Source organism: Streptomyces sp. NPDC058291 (assembly GCF_042880855.1).
In the GTDB taxonomy this organism is placed as follows: domain Bacteria; phylum Actinomycetota; class Actinomycetes; order Streptomycetales; family Streptomycetaceae; genus Streptomyces.
This window is the reverse complement of record NZ_JBHVYK010000026.1, coordinates 73,238-88,389: the sequence shown is the minus strand read 5'-3', so window position 1 is coordinate 88,389 and position 15,152 is coordinate 73,238. Positions and strand designations below refer to the sequence as shown.

Annotated in this window: 18 protein-coding genes and 1 tRNA gene; 3 read left to right on the top strand and 16 right to left on the bottom strand. The window is 72.1% G+C overall.

Features of this window, described 5'->3' with window-relative positions; genetic code table 11:
* Positions 1 to 106: 106 nt before the first annotated feature.
* Together ACFVYK_RS16190 and ACFVYK_RS16185 are read right to left on the bottom strand one after the other, a co-directional pair.
* A complete protein-coding gene (locus tag ACFVYK_RS16190; protein ID WP_389773839.1) occupies positions 107 to 2,716 on the bottom strand; it encodes an MFS transporter in 2,610 nt (869 codons plus the stop codon).
* A gap of 13 nt (positions 2,717 to 2,729) precedes the next feature.
* Positions 2,730 to 3,275, bottom strand: a complete 546-nt coding sequence (locus ACFVYK_RS16185; protein ID WP_389773836.1) for a MarR family winged helix-turn-helix transcriptional regulator — start codon at positions 3,273 to 3,275, stop codon at positions 2,730 to 2,732.
* 247 nt (positions 3,276 to 3,522) lie between these two features.
* Between ACFVYK_RS16185 and ACFVYK_RS16180 the strand changes: the two genes are divergently transcribed.
* Positions 3,523 to 3,720, top strand: coding sequence for a hypothetical protein (locus ACFVYK_RS16180; RefSeq protein ID WP_389773834.1), 198 nt, complete (start codon positions 3,523 to 3,525; stop codon positions 3,718 to 3,720).
* Between the two features lie 232 nt (positions 3,721 to 3,952).
* On the opposite strand, the gene ACFVYK_RS16175 is transcribed toward ACFVYK_RS16180, so the two are convergent.
* The 9 genes from ACFVYK_RS16175 to ACFVYK_RS16135 form a co-directional block, all read right to left on the bottom strand.
* Positions 3,953 to 4,243 (bottom strand): hypothetical protein, encoded by a 291-nt coding sequence (locus ACFVYK_RS16175; protein ID WP_389773832.1) that lies wholly within the window; start codon positions 4,241 to 4,243, stop codon positions 3,953 to 3,955.
* Between the two features lie 807 nt (positions 4,244 to 5,050).
* Positions 5,051 to 5,968 carry an RNA polymerase sigma factor SigF gene (locus tag ACFVYK_RS16170; protein WP_069773420.1) on the bottom strand — a complete coding sequence of 306 codons (918 nt, stop codon included), beginning with the start codon at positions 5,966 to 5,968 and terminating at the stop codon, positions 5,051 to 5,053.
* Positions 5,969 to 6,298: 330 nt separating this feature from the next.
* Positions 6,299 to 7,195 (bottom strand): RNA polymerase sigma factor SigF, encoded by an 897-nt coding sequence (locus ACFVYK_RS16165; RefSeq protein WP_389773829.1) that lies wholly within the window; start codon positions 7,193 to 7,195, stop codon positions 6,299 to 6,301.
* A gap of 224 nt (positions 7,196 to 7,419) precedes the next feature.
* On the bottom strand, positions 7,420 to 7,713 hold the full coding sequence (locus tag ACFVYK_RS16160) for a Dabb family protein (protein ID WP_389773826.1): 294 nt from the start codon (positions 7,711 to 7,713) through the stop codon (positions 7,420 to 7,422).
* 30 nt (positions 7,714 to 7,743) lie between these two features.
* Positions 7,744 to 7,920, bottom strand: coding sequence for a hypothetical protein (locus ACFVYK_RS16155; protein WP_256919961.1), 177 nt, complete (start codon positions 7,918 to 7,920; stop codon positions 7,744 to 7,746).
* A gap of 201 nt (positions 7,921 to 8,121) precedes the next feature.
* Positions 8,122 to 8,206: transfer RNA gene (locus ACFVYK_RS16150), tRNA-Ser, on the bottom strand.
* Between the two features lie 55 nt (positions 8,207 to 8,261).
* Positions 8,262 to 8,693 carry a tRNA adenosine(34) deaminase TadA gene (tadA, locus tag ACFVYK_RS16145; RefSeq protein ID WP_389773824.1) on the bottom strand — a complete coding sequence of 144 codons (432 nt, stop codon included), beginning with the start codon at positions 8,691 to 8,693 and terminating at the stop codon, positions 8,262 to 8,264.
* 50 nt (positions 8,694 to 8,743) lie between these two features.
* Entirely contained in the window at positions 8,744 to 9,298 is a 555-nt protein-coding gene (locus ACFVYK_RS16140) for a hypothetical protein (protein ID WP_389773822.1), read from the bottom strand.
* A gap of 439 nt (positions 9,299 to 9,737) precedes the next feature.
* Positions 9,738 to 9,932: a hypothetical protein gene (locus ACFVYK_RS16135; RefSeq protein WP_389773843.1), complete on the bottom strand. Its 195-nt coding sequence runs from the start codon at positions 9,930 to 9,932 to the stop codon at positions 9,738 to 9,740.
* A gap of 165 nt (positions 9,933 to 10,097) precedes the next feature.
* On the opposite strand from ACFVYK_RS16135, the gene upp reads away from it, so the two are divergent.
* Positions 10,098 to 10,733: a uracil phosphoribosyltransferase gene (gene upp / locus ACFVYK_RS16130; RefSeq protein ID WP_389773820.1), complete on the top strand. Its 636-nt coding sequence runs from the start codon at positions 10,098 to 10,100 to the stop codon at positions 10,731 to 10,733.
* A gap of 28 nt (positions 10,734 to 10,761) precedes the next feature.
* On the opposite strand, the gene ACFVYK_RS16125 is transcribed toward upp, so the two are convergent.
* Both ACFVYK_RS16125 and ACFVYK_RS16120 read right to left on the bottom strand, forming a co-directional pair.
* Positions 10,762 to 11,412, bottom strand: coding sequence for a LytR C-terminal domain-containing protein (locus ACFVYK_RS16125; protein WP_389773841.1), 651 nt, complete (start codon positions 11,410 to 11,412; stop codon positions 10,762 to 10,764).
* A gap of 227 nt (positions 11,413 to 11,639) precedes the next feature.
* On the bottom strand, positions 11,640 to 11,936 hold the full coding sequence (locus ACFVYK_RS16120; protein ID WP_004943146.1) for a type II toxin-antitoxin system VapB family antitoxin: 297 nt from the start codon (positions 11,934 to 11,936) through the stop codon (positions 11,640 to 11,642).
* 105 nt (positions 11,937 to 12,041) lie between these two features.
* Here ACFVYK_RS16120 and ACFVYK_RS16115 point away from each other — a divergent pair, with 105 nt between their 5' ends.
* Complete coding sequence (locus tag ACFVYK_RS16115) at positions 12,042 to 13,601, top strand: helicase HerA-like domain-containing protein (RefSeq protein ID WP_389773818.1); 1,560 nt, start codon at positions 12,042 to 12,044, stop codon at positions 13,599 to 13,601.
* 27 nt (positions 13,602 to 13,628) lie between these two features.
* Here ACFVYK_RS16115 and ACFVYK_RS16110 read toward each other — a convergent pair whose 3' ends face one another.
* The 3 genes from ACFVYK_RS16110 to ACFVYK_RS16100 all read right to left on the bottom strand — a co-directional run bounded on the left by ACFVYK_RS16110 (position 13,629) and on the right by ACFVYK_RS16100 (position 15,133).
* A complete protein-coding gene (locus tag ACFVYK_RS16110; protein WP_389773816.1) occupies positions 13,629 to 13,811 on the bottom strand; it encodes a hypothetical protein in 183 nt (60 codons plus the stop codon).
* 55 nt (positions 13,812 to 13,866) lie between these two features.
* The gene (locus ACFVYK_RS16105) at positions 13,867 to 14,199 is read right to left on the bottom strand and encodes a hypothetical protein (protein ID WP_389773814.1); all 333 of its coding nucleotides are present in this window, start codon (positions 14,197 to 14,199) and stop codon (positions 13,867 to 13,869) included.
* Between the two features lie 304 nt (positions 14,200 to 14,503).
* Positions 14,504 to 15,133: an HhH-GPD-type base excision DNA repair protein gene (locus ACFVYK_RS16100; protein WP_389773812.1), complete on the bottom strand. Its 630-nt coding sequence runs from the start codon at positions 15,131 to 15,133 to the stop codon at positions 14,504 to 14,506.
* Between the last annotated feature and the right edge of the window lie 19 nt (positions 15,134 to 15,152).

Here is a 15,152-nt window from a genome sequence, read left to right as displayed (position 1 = left end):
ACCCGCCGGGTCACCGCGGCGTGGTTGGCCTTCTTCTGGGCGAGGGGGGGGGGGTGCCGGGGGGGGGGGGCCCCCCCCCCCGGGCCGGAGCCGACGACTGTCCGGACTACTCGCCGGGGTGGGCGAGTTCGATGTCGTGGCCGTCGACGCCCGCGCCCGACACGGTCAGCGCGGTGGCCACCGGGGGGTAGCCGGTCGCGATGACGGTGTAGTCGCCGCCGTCGAGGTCGGCGAAGGCGTACGCCCCGTCCACGCCGGTGGTGGCCGTGCCGACCACGTTGCCCGCCGCGTCGACGAGCGTCACCCGCGCGTCGGCCAGAGGTCCGTGCGGCGCCCGGACGACGCCCTGCAGCTGGGCGCCCGCGTCGAGGACGACCTCCGCGCGGGTCACGCCCGTCGCGCCGATCTCGACGGGCAGGGCGCGCGGCCGGAACCCGACGGCGTTGACCGCGACGGTCACGGCGCCCGGGACCAGCTCCGCGAAGGAGAACTCGCCCTGCTCGCCGGTGACCGAGGTGGCCAGCAGATCGCCGCGCACATCGGTGACGATGACCATGGCGTCCTTGACGGTTTCGCCCGACTCGGCGGCGCGCACGACGCCGGTGAGCCCGCTGGTCCCGCTGAGCAGGATGTCGTACCCGACCGGCTCGCCGTTCACCACGATCGTGGACGCCTGCGGCTGGAAGCCGTCGGCGGAGGCGATCAGCACGTACGAACCCGTGCCCGGCGCGTCCAGCGCGTAGGAGCCGTCGCCCTGCGCGACCGAGCGGCCGAGCTGCCGTCCGGCGAGCGAGATGAGCGTGACGGCGGCCTGCGGGACGGGCGCGCTCTCCGCACCCCGGACGAAGCCGTGCACGGGGATGCCGCCCGAGGGGGCCCGGGGGGCTTCGACGGTGGCGACGGCGGCGTGCCGCCCCTCGCCGTCGGCGCGGGTCTCGGCGCCCGGGTCGGCGACGGCCCAGCTGGGGGCCCTGTCACCGGCAGGAGCAGCGGAAGCACCGGCGGGAGCAGCGGAAGCACCGGCGACGGGAGCCGAAGCCGTGGCCGCTTCGAGGGCCTGGGGCGCGTCCGTGGTGCGGGTCGCGTCCGCGGCGGGGGCCGGGTCCGCGTCGCCGTCCGCGGCCTGCGCCAGCGCGCCCCTGGTCCGCAGCGGGACCTCCTTGATGAACAGGGTGATGAGGAAGGCCAGGAGGGCGAGGCCGCCCGCGATCAGGAAGACGTCCGCGATGCCGTGGCCGTACGCGCTCTCCATGACCGTGCGCAGCGGCGCGGGCAGCTTGTCCATGTCCGGGATCTCGCTCGACGAGCTCGAACCGGCGGCGAGGGAGGCGTACTCGGGGCCGAGGCCGGCGATGCCGTCCTGGGCGTAGTCGGTGATGCGGTGGGCCATCACGGCGCCCAGCGCGGAGACGCCGACCGCACCGCCGAGGGAGCGGAAGAACGTGACCGTGGAGCTGGCCGAGCCGAGGTCGGAGGGGGCCACCTGGTTCTGCGTGGAGAGCACCAGGTTCTGCATCATCATGCCGATGCCGAGACCCAGCAGGGCCATGAAGACGGCCATCTTCCAGTAGTCCGTGTCGTACCGGATGGTGCCCAGCAGGCCGAGGCCGGCCGTCACCAGGACGCCACCGCTGACCAGCCAGATCTTCCACTTGCCGGTCCGGGTGATGAACTGGCCGGAGACCGTGGAGGAGATGAACAGGCCGCCGATCATCGGGATCGTCATGACACCCGACATCGTCGGCGACTTGTCCCTGGCCAGCTGGAAGAACTGGCTGAAGAACACGGTGCCGGTGAACATCGCGACACCCACGAAGAGCGAGGCGAGCGACGACAGGGTGATGGTGCGGTTGCGGAACAGGCGCAGCGGGATGATCGGCTCGTCGGCCTTGGACTCGACGAGCACGAAGATCAGGCCGAGCGCGATCGAGCCGCCGACCAGCGCGGCCGTCTGCCAGGACATCCAGTCGTACTTGTCACCGGCGAAGGTGACCCAGACCAGCAGCAGCGAGACCGCCGCGGAGATGAAGAAGGCGCCGCTCCAGTCGACCTTGACGTCCCGCTTCACGACGGGCAGGTGCAGGGTCTTCTGCAGCACGATGAGCGCGATGACCGCGAAGGGCACGCCGACGTAGAAGCACCAGCGCCAGCCCAGCCAGCTCGTGTCGGTGATGACGCCGCCGAGCAGCGGCCCGCCGACGGTGGCGACGGCGAAGGTCGCGCCCAGGTAGCCGGAGTAACGCCCGCGCTCGCGCGGGGAGATCATCGCGGCCATCACGATCTGCGCGAGGGCGGACAGACCGCCGACGCCGACGCCCTGGACGACACGGCACGCGATCAGCATGCCGGCGTTCTGGGAGAGTCCGGCGGCGGCCGAGCCCAGCACGTAGATGACGAGCGCTATCTGGACGAGCGCCTTCTTGCTGTACAGGTCGGAGAGCTTGCCCCACAGGGGCGTGGCCGCGGTCATGGACAGCAGCGCGGCGGTGACGACCCAGGTGTAGGCGGACTGGCCGCCGCCGAGGTCGCCGATGATCTCCGGGAGGGCGTTCGAGACGATCGTGGAGGACAGGATCGCGACGAACATGCCGAGCAGCAGCCCGGAGAGCGCCTCCATGATCTGCCGGTGGGTCATCGGAGCGTCGTCGGCGGAGCCGTGGGACCCTCCGCCGTGCTTCGCGTGAGCCCGCACACCGGCTGGTGTGGTCGTTGCCATGGGCTTCCTTCTCTTACTTTGCTTGTGCGGGTGTACGGGTGGTCTGTGTCCGTTCGCTTACGGGAACGGAGGGAGCAGCGGGTGCGGGAGGCCGGGGCGCGGGCGGGGGCGGCGGACGGTGCGTGGCCGTGCGGCAGTCGCCGAAGCTGGCGCGCAGCCGGGTCAGCAGCCCGATGAGCTGGCCGACCTCGGCGTCGGTCCAGTCGCCCAGCCGCTCGGCCAGGAGACCGGCGCTGCGCCGGGAGAGGTCGACGAGCATCGCGTGGCCCTCGGGGGTGAGGCGCAGGATGCGGGAGCGCTTGTCCGCCGGGTCGGGGGAGCGTTCGATCCAGCCCCGGTCGGCGAGGTGCGCGGCATGGCGGCTGGTCACGGACATGTCGACGGCGAGCAGCTCGGAGAGGTTGCTCATGCGCATGTCGCCATGGCTGCCCAGCAGGGCCAGCACGGCGGCGGAGCCGGCGGAGCAGTCCTGCGGCAGGATCCGCCCGAGGTCCCGCTTCACGGCTCCGACGGCACTGAGCTGATGCGCCAGCTCCTCGTACTGCGCCTGCCCTGCCATCACACCTCCCGGTTATCGTTGCTTAGGGCAACCATAGAAGCGGTTGGTTGCTGCAGGCAAATAAAACCGCCCCTAGGGCCGCAAAAAGTTGGCAAAGGCAAGTATTGCTGCGGTAAACATGCAGGTGAGAAGTCAGCTCAGGGGCGCACGCAGCTGCATCGCCGCGCCGCCCTCGCGCCGGACGCCGGGAACTCCGTGACGACCCCCGCTTGGGCTCGCCCACCCGTTTTCGCTAGTGTCTCGGCCCATGGCTAACACGCAGGGCCCCCAGGGCAATCACGACCCCGCCGGCAGCACCCAGATGTTCCGCGCGTTCGTCGACGAGGGCGCCCCTCGGGCCGCCCAGCCGGCCCCCGCGCCGGCCGGCTCCCGCATCGGCCTGATCGTCGGCGTCATCGCCGCGGTCGTGATCGTCGCCGCGGTCGCCTGGCTGGCGCTGAAGTAACTCCCGTACGCGGCAGTCGGTAACTGCCGCACGCGGCAAGGCGGGTGGGCGCGGGCGGCCGGGCGTGTGCCGTGCGTGACGGCCCCGGCAGGGGGCGCCGTGCCGTCGGCGCGGGGCCCCGGTCCCGTCGCGCGCCCACGCGTCGTCCCCGGGCCCGCTCGGCGCCCGCTGCGCCCTGCCGCGCCCTCGGCCTTTCCGCGGGGACGTTCGCCTCACCCCGGGCGGCCCGTCCTCACTCCCACCGCACCGACACGTCACGCGTCTCGATGTGCATTCCCAGCGGTACGCGCCACGCGTCCACGCACACCGTCCAGGCCCGTTCCCTGCGCGTCCCGGCGGCGATCGGGGCGGGCAGCGGGACCGTCGACTCGCGGGTGGCCCAGTCGGTGCCGAGCGCGTCCACGACATGCGCGCCGAAGGTGACCGTCCCCGAACCGACCGCGGTGCCGCCGGAGTTGACGAACGTCAGGGCCACGTCCTCGCACCACCGCCGATCCGTCTTCGTGCGGACGGGCTCGCTCACGGCGAGGGAGGCAGGTCCGGCGGACGTCCCGCCGGACGGAGCGGAGGACGCCGACGAGGACGCCGACGCCGACGGCGGTGCGGGTGAGCCGGGAGGCGTGCGACCGGCGGACCCGCCGTCGCCCGGCACGCCCCGCGGCGGCCCGTGACCGGCGCGGGAAGCGGACGCCGAGCCCGATGACGGGCCTGGTGCGGAGCCGGACGTCCCGGCGCGTGGTCGGGCGGCAGCCGTCGTTCCCGCCGGGCTCTTGGCCGCGGCGTCCGCACCGGGGCCGCCGCCGGGAGAGCCGCTCTCCCCGTCCAGCGGCACGAGCCGCACCGTGCCCGAAGGACCCGCCGAACCGGGCGAGCCCGCCGCCGAATCGCCGGCCGCCCCTATGGCTACGTAATCGCGCCCATGGCCGCCGCTTCCGCAGCCGGCCGCCAGGCCCACTGCGCCCACGACGACGGCGGCGGCAGCCGCCGCAGCGCACCGTACGGCACCCCGCCGGCCACGTGCCCGTGTCGGACTTCGCATCCCGCCAGTGTGTCTGACGTACCGTCAGGAGTGAAGCCCGCAGCCCGCTTCGGTGACCGCCGCACGGGCTCGCCGAGTCCGTGCGACGAGGCGCGAACCCGACGAGGCGCGAACCCGACGAAGCGCGAACCCGGCGTACGCGGGGCAGGGTGTGCTCCCGAGCGGGAGCCACGCATGCCGCCGGCGCCGCAGCCCACCGCGGCCGCACGCGATCCGAGGACCGCAGGCGGCCGAGGGCGGCCGCACGGGCTCAGGCCACCGGGGGACCGGCGTCCGGTCGCCGGTGAGGTCCTAGTCGGAGATCAGGCCCTCGCGCAGTTGCGCCAGGGTGCGGGTGAGAAGGCGTGAGACGTGCATCTGGGAGATGCCGACCTCCTCGCCGATCTGCGACTGGGTCATGTTGGCGAAGAAGCGCAGCATGATGATGCGGCGCTCGCGGGGCGGAAGCTTGGCCAGGAGCGGCTTCAGGGACTCCCGGTACTCCACGCCCTCGAGGGCCGTGTCCTCGTAGCCGAGACGGTCGGCCAGGGAGCCCTCGCCGCCGTCGTCCTCCGGGGCCGGGGAGTCCAGCGAGGAGGCCGTGTAGGCGTTGCCGACCGCGAGGCCGTCGACGACGTCCTCCTCCGACACGCCCAGCACCGCGGCGAGTTCGGCGACCGTGGGCGAGCGGTCCAGCTTCTGGGAGAGCTCGTCGCTGGCCTTGGTGAGGGCCAGGCGCAGCTCCTGCAGCCGCCGCGGGACGCGCACCGACCACGACGTGTCGCGGAAGAAGCGCTTGATCTCGCCCACGACCGTCGGCATCGCGAACGTCGGGAACTCCACGCCGCGTTCGCAGTCGAAGCGGTCGATCGCCTTGATCAGGCCGATGGTGCCGACCTGGACGATGTCCTCCATGGGCTCGTTGCGCGAGCGGAAGCGGGCCGCCGCGTAGCGCACGAGGGGGAGGTTGAGCTCGATGAGGGTGTCCCGGACGTAGACGCGCTCGGGGCTGTCCTCGGCGAGCGTCGCCAGTCGCAGGAACAGGGAGCGGGACAGGGTGCGGGTGTCGATGGCCCCCGTGGCCGTGAGTGCCGGGGCCTGGGGGGCCTCGGGGGCTGTGACGTCGTCGAGCACGTCGGGCTCGACGGGCGCGACAGGCGCGACGGGCGCGGACTCGCTCGGCGTGAGCGTGAGCGTGAGCACCTTCGAGCTGCCCTGTTCTGCGGACATGCCACCCCCTTTGGGTCGCGGGACGGTCGCGGCGCAACGCCCCCGCTTGAGGAACGTCAGCCTTCACCTGAATACCGGAGCCGAAGCCCCGGCAAACGCTCTTCCGGCAGAATGTCACATGTCGGCAACACGCTGTAGTGACATGTCGACACGTGAGTGACGAAACAGCCCTGGAAACAGGGGGTCTGACGGCTTATCAGCGCGATTCCGTCGGGAAGGGGCCCGGTGAGCGATTCGCTCCCAGAGGTGACGACTCGGTCGTGCTTGCGATCCCTGATCGAGTGACGTGTCCTGTCCGGGTTCCCGGGACGATCGCCGCCAGGCGTCCCGTCAGGCCTCGATGCGGTTCGCCGAGCGGAGCCGCTGGAAGGAGCGGGCGAGCAACCGGGACACGTGCATCTGTGAGACGCCGAGTTCGGCGCTGATCTGGGACTGCGTGAGGTTGCTGTAGTAGCGCAGGAGCAGGATGCGCTGCTCGCGCTCCGGCAGTTGGACGAGGAGGTGGCGGACGAGGTCGCGGTGCTCCACCCCGTCCAGGGCCGGGTCCTCGTAGCCGAGGCGGTCCAGCAGCCCGGGCAGGCCGTCACCCTCCTGGGCCGCCTCCAGCGACGTCGCGTGATACGAGCGGCCCGCCTCGATGCAGGACAGCACCTCGTCCTCGCCGATGCGCAGCCGGTCGGCGATCTCGGCCGTCGTCGGGGTGCGGCCGAAGGCGGTGGTGAGGTCCTCGGTGGCGCTGTTGACCTGCACCCACAACTCGTGGAGCCGGCGCGGCACGTGGACCGTGCGGACGTTGTCGCGGAAGTAGCGCTTGATCTCGCCGATGACCGTGGGCATCGCGAACGTCGGGAACTGCACGCCCCGGTCCGGGTCGAAGCGGTCGATGGCGTTGATCAGACCGATGGTCCCGACCTGGACGACGTCTTCCATGGGCTCGTTGCGGGAGCGGAAGCGGGCGGCCGCGTAGCGCACGAGCGGCAGGTTCGCCTCGATGAGCGCCCCGCGCACCCGATTGTGCTCCGGCGTGCCCGGCTGGAGCTCCTTGAGCTCGCCGAAGAGCACCTGGGTCAGCGCCCGGGTGTCCGCGCCGCGACGCCGTTCCGGGGTGGGCGCGGGTTCCGCCGCGGCCTCGGGGACGGTTTCCAGGGCGGGGGCCGGAGCGGGTGCCGGAGCGGGTGCCGGGGGTGCCTCTTCCTGAGGCGGCGCAGTACTGGCCGACACGGTCAACGCCACCTCTTCGTCAGGTCGAACTCTTCGTCAGGTCAACATCGGTCAACTCATCCGTCAAAAGCGGTCATAGCATCACAAGACATGTGCACTGTGTGCAAGCACCCGATAACGCCGTGTTGAGCGACAAGTTGGGGCCTTCACGTCTCCGGGAACGCGCGAAAACCCCCCGCCGTGGGGCGGAGGGCTCCGTTCTGCCGAAGCGGCGTGCCGAGCGGGACGGCTCAGAACTCGTAGTCGGCAACCACCCAGGTGGCGAACTCGCGCCACAGGGCGACGCCCGACCGGTGGTCGGGGTGCTCGAGGTAGCGCTTGAGGGAGTCCACGTCCTCGACCGCCGAGTTGATCGCGAAGTCGTAGGCGATGGGGCGGTCGCTGACGTTCCAGCCCAGCTCCCAGAAGCGCAGTTCCGGGATCTTCCCGCCCAGATCCCGGAAGGCCGCCTCACCGCGCACGACCCGGGGGTCGTCGCGTTCGACGCCCTCGTTGAGCTTGAAGAGGACCAGGTGGCGGATCATGAGCACTCCCAGGGCGTACGACGGTGCGGGCTACTTGGCCCCGTCGGCGAGCCAGGTGAAGAAGTCGCCGATGGCCTTGGCGGCGTCCGATATGCCCTCGAAGCCTATCTGGACGTAGTCCGCCGCCTTCGCCGGGTCCGTGATGATCACGTAGAGCACGAAGACCACGAGCATGTAGACGGCGATCTTCTTGGCGTTCACCGCCACCTGGCCTCCCCTGTAAGTGGGCGCTCGGGCCCGTGTTGACGGCGGCGAGTGTATCTGTAAGTGCGATTTACACACTGCTTTTGAACGTCACGGCGCGTTCCTGAACGGTTCGCCGGACCGCGCCACCGAAGAAGCCGGCCGCACGGCGCAGCACACACGAAGAAGGGCCCGACTCAACGAGCCGGACCCTTCTCCCCAGAGCGGTAGCGGAGGGATTTGAACCCTCGGTGACTTGCGCCACACTCGCTTTCGAGGCGAGCTCCTTCGGCCGCTCGGACACGCTACCGAGGGAGACCTTACAGCAAGGTGGGCCCCGGTTTGAAATCGGTTCGGGGGCCGCCTCAGCGCTCCCGGAAGAACTCCGTGAGCAGCGCGGAGCACTCCTCGGCGAGGACGCCCTGGACGACCTCGGGGCGGTGGTTGAGCCGACGGTCGCGGACGACGTCCCAGAGGGAGCCGGCCGCGCCCGCCTTGTCGTCCCGCGCGCCGTAGACGACCCGGTCCACCCGGGACTGGGTGATCGCGCCGGCGCACATCGTGCACGGTTCGAGGGTCACCACGAGCGTGCAGCCGGACAGCCGCCACTCCCCGACCGCCTCGGCCGCCCGCCGGAGGGCGAGCACCTCCGCGTGCGCCGTCGGATCGCCGCCGGCCTCACGCTCGTTGTGGCCGTACGCGAGGACCGTCGCGCCGTCCGCGGCCAGCACGAGGGCGCCGACCGGGACGTCTCCGCCCCGGGCGGCCAGCCGCGCCTGGTCCAGGGCGAGCCGCATCGCGGCCCGCCAGCGGTCGCGTACGGGATCCGGCGGGGTCTGCGGTGCGGTCAGCGGACGGTCTCCAGGACCTCCGAGGCGCCCAGGGCCTCGGCGATCTCGGTGACGGCGTCCCCGGACAGCGCCCTCAGCTCCTTCTCGCCGACGCCGAGGTCGTCGAGGATGCCGGCGTCGCCGACCGGGCCCTGCGGCACCGCCTCGGCGGAGCCGCCGCTCACCGCGCCCGCGGGCTCCTCGTCGTCCTCGCTCTCGTTCTCGCTCTCGGTCTCACCGTCCTCGGTCCCGTCGAGATCGAGGACGTCCAGGACGTCCTCGTCACCCGGGTCTCTGCCGAGCAGTTCGTCGGTGAGCAGGATCTCGCCGTACGAGCTGCGGGCGGCCGCAGCGGCGTCGGACACGTAGATGCGAGGGTCCTCCTCGCCGTCGATGCGGACGACCCCGAACCAGGAGTCCTCCTGCTCGATCAGCACGAGCACCGTGTCCTCGTCGGGAGAGGCTTCCCGGGCCAGGTCGGCCAGATCCGACAGGGTCTCCACATCGTCGAGCTCTGTGTCGCTCGCTTCCCACCCGTCTTCGGTGCGCGCGAGCAGTGCGGCGAAGTACACCGTGACTCTCCCACTGGTCTTAGGCGTGCCGGTTGGGGGTCCCCCCGGCGGAGGTTGCGGGCGGAGAGAGCTCAGGCTCCGAGCCCCACCCACTCGGAATCGTGACAGAAACAAGGCGTTCAGGGGACGTCTTCGGCTCCCTGTGTCCGGTGGTTTTGATCGCACGTCCGCAGTGACGTCCGTGAGCGACTCACCAGCGCACTCGTTGCGGCCACGAGCGGATCGTACGCGGCTTTGCCGCGCGCCCCCGCAAGGGCGCCCCCGCACGGCGCCCGGCACGGCGACGATCTTCCCCGTATGCCCCGAGTCCCGTATGCCCGAGGTCCGGTCCGAACGCCGCGGGTCCCGTATGCCCGCAGGTCCGTACGCCGCAGGTCCCGTATGCCCGTGGGCCCGTACGCCCCAGGTGCCGTACGCCCCGGGTCCCCCACGGCCGGGGCTACCAGCGGAACGTGCGCATGCGCATCGCATGGCGCAGCCGGGCGGTCTTGGCGCGGCGCGGCTGGACGCGGTCGCGCAGTTCTCGGGCTTCCGTCAGCTCCCGCAGGAACCGGGCGCGCCGTCGGCGCCGCTCGGCGTCGGACTCGGCTCGGGCGGCCGATTCCGACGACTTGTCGTCGGGCAGGTCGGGCAGCTCAGGCATCAGCACACCACCCCGGGTACCCCGGTCCGTCTCCATACCTGTCCCCCACTTTCCCTCCGACGGGCGGTTTGATGCCGGCGAACGCCTCAAGCCGGGGGGAGGGGCTCACTGTGTGTGGGGACGCCGGGCGGGTTCGGCACCGTTACTGTTGTGGACATGCGTCTCCACGTCGTCGACCACCCTCTGGTCGCCCACAAGCTCACCACGCTGCGCGACCGCCGCACGGACTCCGCGACCTTCCGCCGGCTGGCCGACGAGCTGGTCACCCTGCTCGCCTACGAGGCCACGCGCGACGTGCGGACCGAACTGGTCGACATCGTGACGCCGGTCGCCTCGACCACCGGCGTCAAACTCTCCTACCCGCGGCCGCTGGTCGTGCCGATCCTGCGCGCGGGCCTCGGCATGCTGGACGGCATGATGCGGCTGCTGCCGACCGCCGAGGTCGGCTTCCTGGGCATGATCCGCAACGAGGAGACCCTGGAGGCGTCCACCTACGCCACGCGCATGCCGGAGGACCTCTCCGGCCGCCAGGTGTACGTCCTCGACCCGATGCTGGCCACCGGCGGCACGCTGGTCGCCGCGATCCGCGAGCTGATCCGGCGCGGCGCCGACGACGTGACCGCCGTCGTGCTGCTGGCCGCCCCGGAGGGCGTCGCGGTCATGGAGCGCGAGCTCGCCGGCGCCCCGGTCACCGTCGTCACGGCGGCCGTCGACGACCACCTCAACGAGCTGGGCTACATCGTCCCGGGACTGGGCGACGCCGGCGACCGGCTGTACGGGGCGGCCGAGTAGGCCGTCTCCCCACGGGACCCGCAGTCCTTCAGCAGCCCTTCTTCGTGGACGCCGTCGGCCGCGGCGCGCTCAGGGCCGTCAGGGCCTTGGTCGCGTCCGCCTGACTGGTCAGCGCCTTGAAACCGTTGCCGATGATCAGGTCGACGGCCGTGCCCGCACGGGCGGCGTCGGTGCGGCGCTCGGCGGCGGTGAACTGGGCGGCGAGGACCGGCAGCGAGGTGTTCAGGGAGGACGCGGGGCCGAGCAGGAGCCCGGCGCCGGTGACCTTCTTGTCGTACTGCTTGGCGGCGTTGCCCACCTCGCCGATGCGGAAGCCGCGCTTCTTCAGCTCGTCCGCGGTGGTCTTGGCCAGGCCGCTGCGGGTCGTGGCGTTGAAGACGTTCACGGTGATCTGAGCGGGCCTGGGCACCGCGCCCGCGGCGGACGAGGCCGGTGAGGCGGAGGCGCCGGTGCCGACCTTGGTCCGGTTCGCTCCGGCAGTCTTCTCGGCGCAGGCGGAGCCGGCGGCCGCGGCCGTTCTTCCGCCGCCCGTGAAGACGTCGATGAGCTGCAGGGTGCCCCATCCGGCCACGCCGAGGACCGCGCCGCAGGCGACGACCACGACGGCCAGCCTGCCGCGTCGCCGGTGGGGGCGCATGCGGGGGTATTTGTCCCCCGTGATCCGGTACTTACCGCCCATGCCCGGGGGAGTCAGCATGCTCATGGGCGCAGCGTAGTGCGCCCGGGCGGCCGTGACTAATAAACGATCATCCGACACCGGGCCCGGGCAGCGGAAAGAACCCGAAAGGGTCAACGGGAGGCGGCTGCAGGGCGCGCGGAGGGCTGACGGCGAGGGCCCGTGGAGCTGACGGCGAGGGCGTGCGGTCCGTTCCCGGCCATTCTGGCCCGGTGGCCCGGTGGCCTGGGTCAGTCCAGTTCCAGCACGCGCGCGTGCAGCACCTGGCGCTGCTGGAGCGCCGCCCGCACCGCACGGTGCAGCCCGTCCTCGAGATACAGGTCGCCCTGCCACTTCACGACGTGCGCGAAGAGGTCGCCGTAGAACGTGGAGTCCTCCGCGAGCAGGGTTTCCAGGTCGAGCTGCTGCTTGGTGGTCACCAGCTGATCGAGGCGGACCGGGCGCGGCGCGACGTCCGCCCACTGCCGGGTGCTTTCCCGGCCGTGGTCGGGGTACGGCCGGCCGTTTCCGATGCGCTTGAAGATCACACGGAAAGCCTACCGGTCCTGACGTTCCAGGCGCAGCCATGGAGACGGAGTGCGACGCTGGAAAAGACGTGAGGAACAGGGGCATAACGGAACGAGGTGCTGCCGATGAACGAGTCGACGAGCGCCGCCGGCATCGCCGCCGGTTACGCGTTCACCGGCCCCGCGCTCGACCTCGGCGCCGTGCTGTGGGACGGCGCGTGCCTGCCCGCCGCCCCGGTGCGCATCCCCCTGCCGATGCTGAACAGGCACGGCCTGGTCGCGGGAGCCACCGGCACCGGCAAGACCAAGACGCTCCAGCTGATCGCCGAACAGCTCTCGGCGCAGGGCGTGCCGGTCTTCCTCGCCGACGTCAAGGGCGATCTGTCCGGGATCTCCGCCCCGGGGACGGCGAGCGACCGGGTACGGGCGAGGGCGTCGGAAGTCGGCCAGAAATGGACGGCGACCGGCTTCCCCGCCGAGTTCTACGCCCTGGGCGGCCTCGGTCACGGCATCCCGCTGCGCGCCACGGTCACCAGTTTCGGCCCGCTGCTCCTGTCGAAGGTGCTCGGGCTCAACCGGACGCAGGAGCAGTCCCTCGGTCTGGTCTTCCACTACGCGGACCAGAAGGGGCTGGAACTGCTCGATCTCAAGGACCTGAGGTCGGTCGTCGCCTTTCTCACCTCGGACGACGGCAAGGCGGAGCTGAAGGCTCTCGGCGGCCTGTCGACCGCCACCGCCGGAGTGATCCTGCGCTCCCTCACCGCGTTCGAGGCGCAGGGCATGGCGAGCTTCTTCGGCGAGCCGGAGTTCGACACGGCCGAGTTCCTGCGCACGGCGTCCGACGGCCGCGGCATCGTGTCGGTCCTGGAGCTGCCCGCCGTCCAGGACAAGCCGCAGCTCTTCTCCACCTTCCTGATGTGGCTGCTGGCGGACCTGTTCCACGACCTGCCCGAGGTCGGCGACGCGGACAGGCCGAAGCTCGTCTTCTTCTTCGACGAGGCCCATCTGCTGTTCGACGACGCCTCGAAGGCGTTCCTGGACTCGATCACGCAGACGGTCAGGCTCATCCGCTCGAAGGGCATCGGCGTGTTCTTCGTCACGCAGACGCCGAAGGACGTGCCCGGCGAGGTCCTCGGCCAGCTCGGCAACCGCGTACAGCACGCCCTGCGCGCCTTCACCCCCGACGATCAGAAGGCGCTCAAGGCCACGGTGAAGACGTTCCCGGACTCGGCCTACGACCTCGAGGAACTGCTCACCGGCCTCGGCACCGGTGAGGCCGTCGTCACCGTGCTCAGCGAGCGGGGCGCGCCGACCCCCGTCGCCGCCACGCGGCTGCGCGCCCCGGAGTCGCTCATGGGCCCGGTCGACGGCGCGGAGCTGGACCGGGCCGTGCAGGCGTCCCCGCTGCACGACCGGTATGCACAGGCTGTGGACAGGGAGTCGGCGTTCGAGAAACTGGCCGCCCGGGCCGAGGCCGCCGCCCCGACCGACGCCAAGAGCGCCGCCCGGACTGCACGGCCGACGCCCGGGACGAAGCCGGAGCGCCCCGCGCCCGATGCGCAGCGGTCCGTCGTGGAGCAGGTGGTGGGAAGCGGGATGTTCAAGTCGCTGGCCCGGTCCGTCGGCACGCAGATCGGACGGGAGATCACCCGCTCGCTCTTCGGGACGGCCCGGCGGAGGCGGTAGCCGCGCGGCCCCGCCCCCGCCGGTCGGTCAGCGGTCCCGCTCGCCCTGGGCCGGTTCCGGGCGGGCCGGTTCCGGGCGGGGCTGCCGCTTCGTCTGCTGCTTCATCTGCGATGGCGTCGGCGGTTGTGTCTGCGGTCGCGGTGCGGGCGTGCCGCGGACGGCCTCCGCGCGCAGCAGGGCGCGCAGGACCGCGTACGGGTCGGTGGGCATGGCGGTGCTCCTCGCGTCGTACTGACTGACCTGACGGGATGCGGCGCGGGGCCCGTCAGCAGCGCAGGACCACGGTGCGCACAACGCGCAGGGAGTACGGAGGGACCGCCGGGGGCGGCGTGCGGTGCGGCCGAACCGCGGCGGCGGGCGCCGGAGCCGGGACGGGCGCGGGGCGCAGAGGGGCGACGGGACGGTGGACGCAGGGCGCCGGCCGCAGTGCCGAGTCGAGGACGTCGTGCTCCCCGACGCCGATGCCGATTTCGGCCCCCGCGACGGCGGCCGGCGGCGCGGTCGGCTCGGCGGGCGCTCCCGACGCCAGCAGGGCGAGCAGCAGCACGAGCACGCGCAGCCAGGCGCGGCTGCGGGCGTGACGGCGTGCGGTGCTCATGCAAGGCATCTCCCCGCGACGCGCCCGGGGTGCAGCACGGTGGGACCGGATACGCCCGTTCAGCGGACGCGCGACCGGCCTCCCAGGGGCCAGGGACCGACCAGGGGACTCCGGGCCCGGCGGGCAGAACGCCGTCACCTCGCGTCCGGACGGGCGATCCCCCTTCCGACGTCCGCCCCGGATCCCCCTTCCGACGTCCGCCCCGGAGCGCGCGCCCGTCGCGCGCCCGCAGCCGCTCGGGCCGGTGGCCGACACACCCGTGGCCGCCGTCCGTGATCGGTGGGAGGAGTCCGACCGGGGATCGCTAACTCGTGGCGGCCTTCGGAGCCTTCGGAGCCTTCGGTGCCTTCACTGTCTTCGCGGCCTTGGCCGCCGCCTTCATCTCCTGTTTGTGGGCCCGTACCTTCGTCAGGGACTCCGGGCCGGCGATGTCGGCGACGGAGCGGAAGGACTTCGGCTCGCCGTAGGGGCCCGCCGCCTCCCGCCAGCCGGTGGGCCGCACGCCGAGCTGCTTGCCCAGCAGGGCGAGGAAGATCTGCGCCTTCTGCTTGCCGAACCCGGGCAGCTCCTCCAGGCGCTTCAGCAGCTCCCTGCCGTCGGCGACGTCCGCCCAGACCGCGCCGGCGTCGCCGTCGTAGTGCTCGACGAGGTACTGGCACAACTGCTGGACGCGCTTGGCCATGGAGCCGGGGTAGCGGTGCACGGCCGGCTTCTCGGAGAGCAGGGCGGCGAAGGAGTCCGGGTCCCGGGCGGCGATGTCGTGTGCGTCCAGGTCGTCGGCGCCGAGCCGGTCGGCGATCGTCCGGGGCCCCTTGAACGCCCACTCCATCGGAACCTGCTGGTCCAGCAGCATCCCGACCAGCGCGGCGAGCGGGGATCGGCCGAGGAGCTCGTCGGCCTCGGGATCCTGGGAGAGGTGAAGGGTGACGTCCATGCGTCGATGATCCCGCCTG